Annotated in this window: 2 protein-coding genes and 2 pseudogenes; 3 read left to right on the forward strand and 1 reads right to left on the reverse strand. The window is 59.2% G+C overall.

Features of this window, described 5'->3' with window-relative positions; translation table 11 throughout:
- The first annotated feature begins 62 nt into the window (after positions 1-62).
- Both BG55_RS23350 and BG55_RS23065 read left to right on the forward strand, forming a co-directional pair.
- A pseudogene (locus BG55_RS23350) lies at positions 63-1654 on the forward strand (hemagglutinin repeat-containing protein).
- Positions 1563-3143 carry a VENN motif pre-toxin domain-containing protein gene (locus tag BG55_RS23065; protein WP_235192793.1) on the forward strand — a complete coding sequence of 527 codons (1581 nt, stop codon included), beginning with the start codon at positions 1563-1565 and terminating at the stop codon, positions 3141-3143. The pseudogene BG55_RS23350 and the gene BG55_RS23065 overlap by 92 nt, the downstream one beginning before the upstream one ends.
- A gap of 330 nt (positions 3144-3473) precedes the next feature.
- On the opposite strand, the gene BG55_RS22095 is transcribed toward BG55_RS23065, so the two are convergent.
- The gene (locus BG55_RS22095; RefSeq protein WP_235192794.1) at positions 3474-3638 is read right to left on the reverse strand and encodes a SymE family type I addiction module toxin; all 165 of its coding nucleotides are present in this window, start codon (positions 3636-3638) and stop codon (positions 3474-3476) included.
- Positions 3639-3654: 16 nt separating this feature from the next.
- Between BG55_RS22095 and BG55_RS17815 the strand changes: the two are divergent.
- A pseudogene (locus BG55_RS17815) lies at positions 3655-4696 on the forward strand (hemagglutinin repeat-containing protein); the annotation flags it as partial.

The following is a 4696-nucleotide window of genomic DNA, read 5'->3' on the forward strand; positions in this document are numbered from 1 at the left end:
TGTCGGTCAGGGCGGGCAGTGACCTGCTGGTCAGCGGCTCACAGGTGGTGGGCGACGGGCAGGTGGCGCTTGCCGCCGGGAATAACCTGGCGATTGCGGCGGCGACCAACACCGATTCCAGCTGGCGTTTTTCGGAAACGCGAAAGAGCGGGCTGATGGGTACCGGCGGTATCGGCATCAGCATCGGCAGCAGTAAATCGCTGTCAGAAATGCGCGACAAAGGCACCACGCAGAGCCAGAGCGCCAGCACGGTGGGCAGCACCGGCGGCAACCTGTCGATCAGCGCCGGTAAGCAGCTACAGGTGAGCGGATCCGACCTGGTGGCGGGGGGCAGCATGGCGTTGCAGGGCGACAGCGTGGCGATCACGCCGGGTCACGACCTGCGCAGCCATGAACAGCGCACCGAACAGCGCACCAGCGGGCTGACCCTGGCGCTGTCCGGCGCGGTGGGCGAGGCGGTGAACCAGGCGGTGGCGGCGGCGCAGTCGGCGAAGCAGGAGAGCGACGGCCGGCTGGCGGCGTTGCAGGCGACGAAGGCGGTGCTCTCCGGGGTGCAGGCAGAGCAGGCGGGCCAGATAGCGCAGATTAAGGCCGATCCGAACAACGGCATTGGCGTGAGCATCTCGCTGACGACGCAGCAGTCCAAATCACAGCAGCAGCAGCGCAGCGACACCGTCAGCGGCTCAACGCTGAACGCGGGCAAAGACCTGAGCATCACCGCCACCGGCAAAGGGAACGGGCCGGAGAGCGGCAACCTGCTGATAGCGGGCGGCCGGCTGAAGGCGGCGGGGGACACCTCGCTTCAGGCGGCGAAGGACATCACGCTGAGCGGGGCGGCCAACACGCAGCAGACCACCGGCAGCAACAGCAGCAGCGGCGGCGGCGTGGGCCTGAGCTTTGGTGCCGGGAAGGGCAGCATGGGCTGAGCATTTTCGCCAGCGTCAACGGGGCGTCGGGCCACGAGACGGGCAACGGCACGGCGTGGAGCGAAACGACGGTGGACAGCGGCGGGACGGTGTCGCTGAGCAGCGGTCGCGACACCACGCTGAGCGGGGCGCAGGTCAGCGGCAACCGGGTGGTGGCGGAGGTGGGTCGTGACCTGAGCATCAGCAGCCAGCAGGACAGCGATAAATACGACTCAACGCAGAGCAGCTTCGGGGCGGGGGGCAGCTTCACCTTTGGCACCATGACCGGTTCGGGCTACGTCAACGCCAGCCGGGACAGGATGCACAGCAGCTATGACAGCGTGCAGGAGCAGAGCGGGCTGTATGCCGGAAACGGCGGGTTTGACGTGACGGTGGGCAACCACACGCAGCTGAACGGCGGGGTGATCGCCTCGACGGCGGACGCGGAGAAGAATACACTCGACACCGGCACGCTGGGCTTCAGCGACATCGCAACGAAGCGGATTACAAAACGGCGCACCAGGGGATCGGGGTCAGCAGCGGCGCGTCGATGGGCGGCCAGTTTGCCGGTAACATGGCAAACACGCTGCTGGCGGGCGCGGGCGGCAGGGACATGCGGAGGGCACGACGCAGTCGGCGGTATCGGCCGGCACGATAGTGGTGCGCGACGGGGCCAGTCAGCAGCAGGACGTGGCGACGCTGAGTCGCGACGCGGCGGGTGCGAACGACAGCATCAGCCCGATCTTTAACAAAGAGAAAGAGCAGCAGCGGCTGCAAATGGCCCAGTTGATCGGTGAGGTGGGGGCGCAGGCAGGGGATATCGCGCGGACGCAGGGCGATATCAACGGCCTTGAGAAAGCGAAGGCTGATAACAAAAATATTAAAGTCCCGGACGCGAATGCGTCAGAAAAGGATCGTGAAAACTATCTGGCTAAGCTGCGCGCCACCCCGACATACAAAAATGAAATGCTGAACTGGGGAACCGGCAGTGCTGTTCAGCAGGGTATCCAGGCGGCGACGGCGGCGATCCAGGGTCTGGCGGGTGGAAATATCGGCCAGGCCATCAGTGGTGCAGCATCGCCCTATCTGGCCGAGCAGATCCACAAGCTGACCGAAGGCAACCCGGAAGCACAGGCAATGGCTCATGCGGTGGTTGGTGCGGTAGTGGCCCAGGCATCAGGGAACAGTGCACTGGCAGGAGCCGCCGGAGCGGTCAGTGGCGAACTGATGGCGAAGCTGGTAATGGAACAGCTGTATCCGGGCAAAAAGGTCAGCGAGCTGACGGAAACGGAGAAACAGACCATCAGCGCACTGGGCACGCTGGCGGCGGGTCTGGCGGGCGGTGTGGCAGGTGACAGCACGGCGGGTGCGGTTGCGGGCGCGCAGGCCGGTAAGAATGCGGTTGAGAATAACTTCCTCAGCAATACCGATTCTGACAAACTCGACAAAGCCGTTGAGAAGATAAAGCAAGGAGATAAATCACTGGCTGCTGCAAATGAACTGATAACGCTGGAAAATGCTGATAAGCGGAGTGACGCACTGGTCAGCAAGTTCACCAAAGACCCTTCACAGATGAGCAGCACAGAACGCGCTGAACTGGCTGGTTATCTGCGGATTTACGCCGCCGAAATGGAGAAAGAGTATGGTCCGGCAGTGCCGCAGGAGCTGGTTAAAGGACTTCTGTCAGGCCAGGATTATATCAAACGTAATCCGGACTCGGAGGCGATGAGGAAAGCTCAGTCGATAATTAATACCTGGGGCTATCACAAGTCGAATGCCAGCATTGGTGATGCGCCGCTGATATTTGGTGGAAGTGTACTGGGCCTTACAGTGAAAGGTATGGCTGCTAATGCAGCAATCGGTGTGGGTGTGAATGCTGGCGTCCAGCTTGCCGGAAAAGATCCATTCAGTTATGTGGACGTTATTATGGCCGGAATCACGTCTGCTGCTACAACCGGAAAAGGTATTATTGCTTCAGCTCCCATTAATATGGGTGGCGCAGCGGTTAGCAGTGGGGTTAAAGGAGAGAATCCGGTTAACTCTATGGCTGGAGCGGCTGCGGGTACTGTTGTCGGCGGTATCGGTGGTGAAATAATAAAAGGAGCTACCTCGAAACTTGGAAAGGATGCCATCTCTGATTTAACAGGCGCGATTCTCGGTGGCTACATCAGCGAAAAAACAGGAAATACCGTAAAAGATAACCTCGATGAAAACGATAAAGCTAATGCTAAAAAATAACCTTTTTATCTTAATCAAATTGATATTGAGTTGTCTGATTTTATTTTTAATTGCAAATGTTATATCTGAACTTCTTGCATCCTCAATTATTTATTTTAAAAAAGGTTTTTTCCCCTTCAGTTGGGAAAGAGCTTTTGCATCTTTCTTTGAGTCTGGATATGTCGGTGGCCTTATTTTAGGCGTCGGGATCTGGATAAAAATCAAGTTAAAGGAAAGAAAAGATCGCAAAGCGTCCGAATAAACCTACCAATCCCGGCCATCGAGCCGGGATCCTTTTACCCGCCGCTTACTCCTCAGCCAGCCGGATGATCAACTCGCCCTGCTCACAAATCACCTCAACCTTCTTCCCGGTATCAAACCCCAAATCCCCATCCAGTGGCCCCTGAGCGTGATCGACGGTGACGGCTGGTGCTTAATGTGATCCCGGATATACCCCACGGTATAACGACGGGCTTTGGTGGAAACGTGTTCTGACTTATGATGTTGCGCAGCCATAATTAACTACCTCTGGCTGGGCAAACAGCCCGGCACGGCCCCGCAGGAAAGCCGTCAGCAGTACACCGATGTCAATACCTTCCTCGGATCGTCTTATCTGCTTGACAGGCTTAACCTGAAGCCGGAGCAGGACTATCGCTTTCTGGAGGATGCGGCCTTTGATACCCGCTATGTCAGCAATGTGGTGCTGAATCAGACCGGCAGCCGCTATCTGAATCTGGTGGGAAGCCACCACGGTAAATGGTGAAACGGTGATGGTGCCGAAGGTCTACCTGTCACCCAAAGACGTGGCGATGCGTGATGGCAGCGTGATTGCCGGCAACAACGTCAGCCTTGCTGCCGGTAACCTCACCAACAGCGGCAGCACCGTCACGGCCAGAGACGGTCTGAGCATCAACAGCGATAACAGCATCAGCAATCTCAATGCCGGACTGCTTAATGCCGGTGGCGACCTGCAACTGAGTGCGCTGAATAACATCAACAACGTCAGCGCCACCATCAGCGGGGCAAAAGTCGCGCTGGAGAGCCTGAACGGCGATATCAGTAACACCACGGCCACCCGTCAGTGGCAGCTCAGTGGCGGTTCAGCAAAAGGGGGCACCGTTTCGGCGACGCAGACGCTGGTCGGGCAGACCGCCTCGATTGCCGCGCTGGACAGCCTCAGTCTGAAAGCAGGCAATGACATCAGCGTCAAGGGGGCCAGCCTCAGCGCCGGGAGTGATTTGCTGATGGATGCCTGGCACGATATCGCGGTGAGCAGCAATCAGCTGACCTCAGGCGAGGCGCGGTCGGGTATCCGTGGCGTGCAGAACGCCAGCGACAGCACGGTGAGCAACAGCGCCAGCCAGATCGCCGCCGGTAAAAACCTGGTGGTCAGCGCCGGTCACGATCTCAGCGTCACCGCCAGTAACCTCAATGCGGGCGGGAATGCGGCGCTGGCGGCGGGCAACGATCTGAACCTGAACAGCGCCGGTAACGCGCAGAACAGTGCGCAGGGCAACAAAGAGAGCCATGCAGGCGGGCTGGACCGGACCTCGGTCAGCAGCGGCGGCAACCTG

The sequence above is a fragment of the Erwinia mallotivora genome, from assembly GCF_000590885.1.
GTDB classification, from domain to species: Bacteria; Pseudomonadota; Gammaproteobacteria; order Enterobacterales; family Enterobacteriaceae; genus Erwinia; species Erwinia mallotivora.

Excerpts from the sequence above, each read along its gene's own strand:
- BG55_RS22095 (WP_235192794.1), bottom strand. The coding sequence starts at position 3,638 with ATGGCTGCGCAACATCATAAGTCAGAACACGTTTCCACCAAAGCCCGT.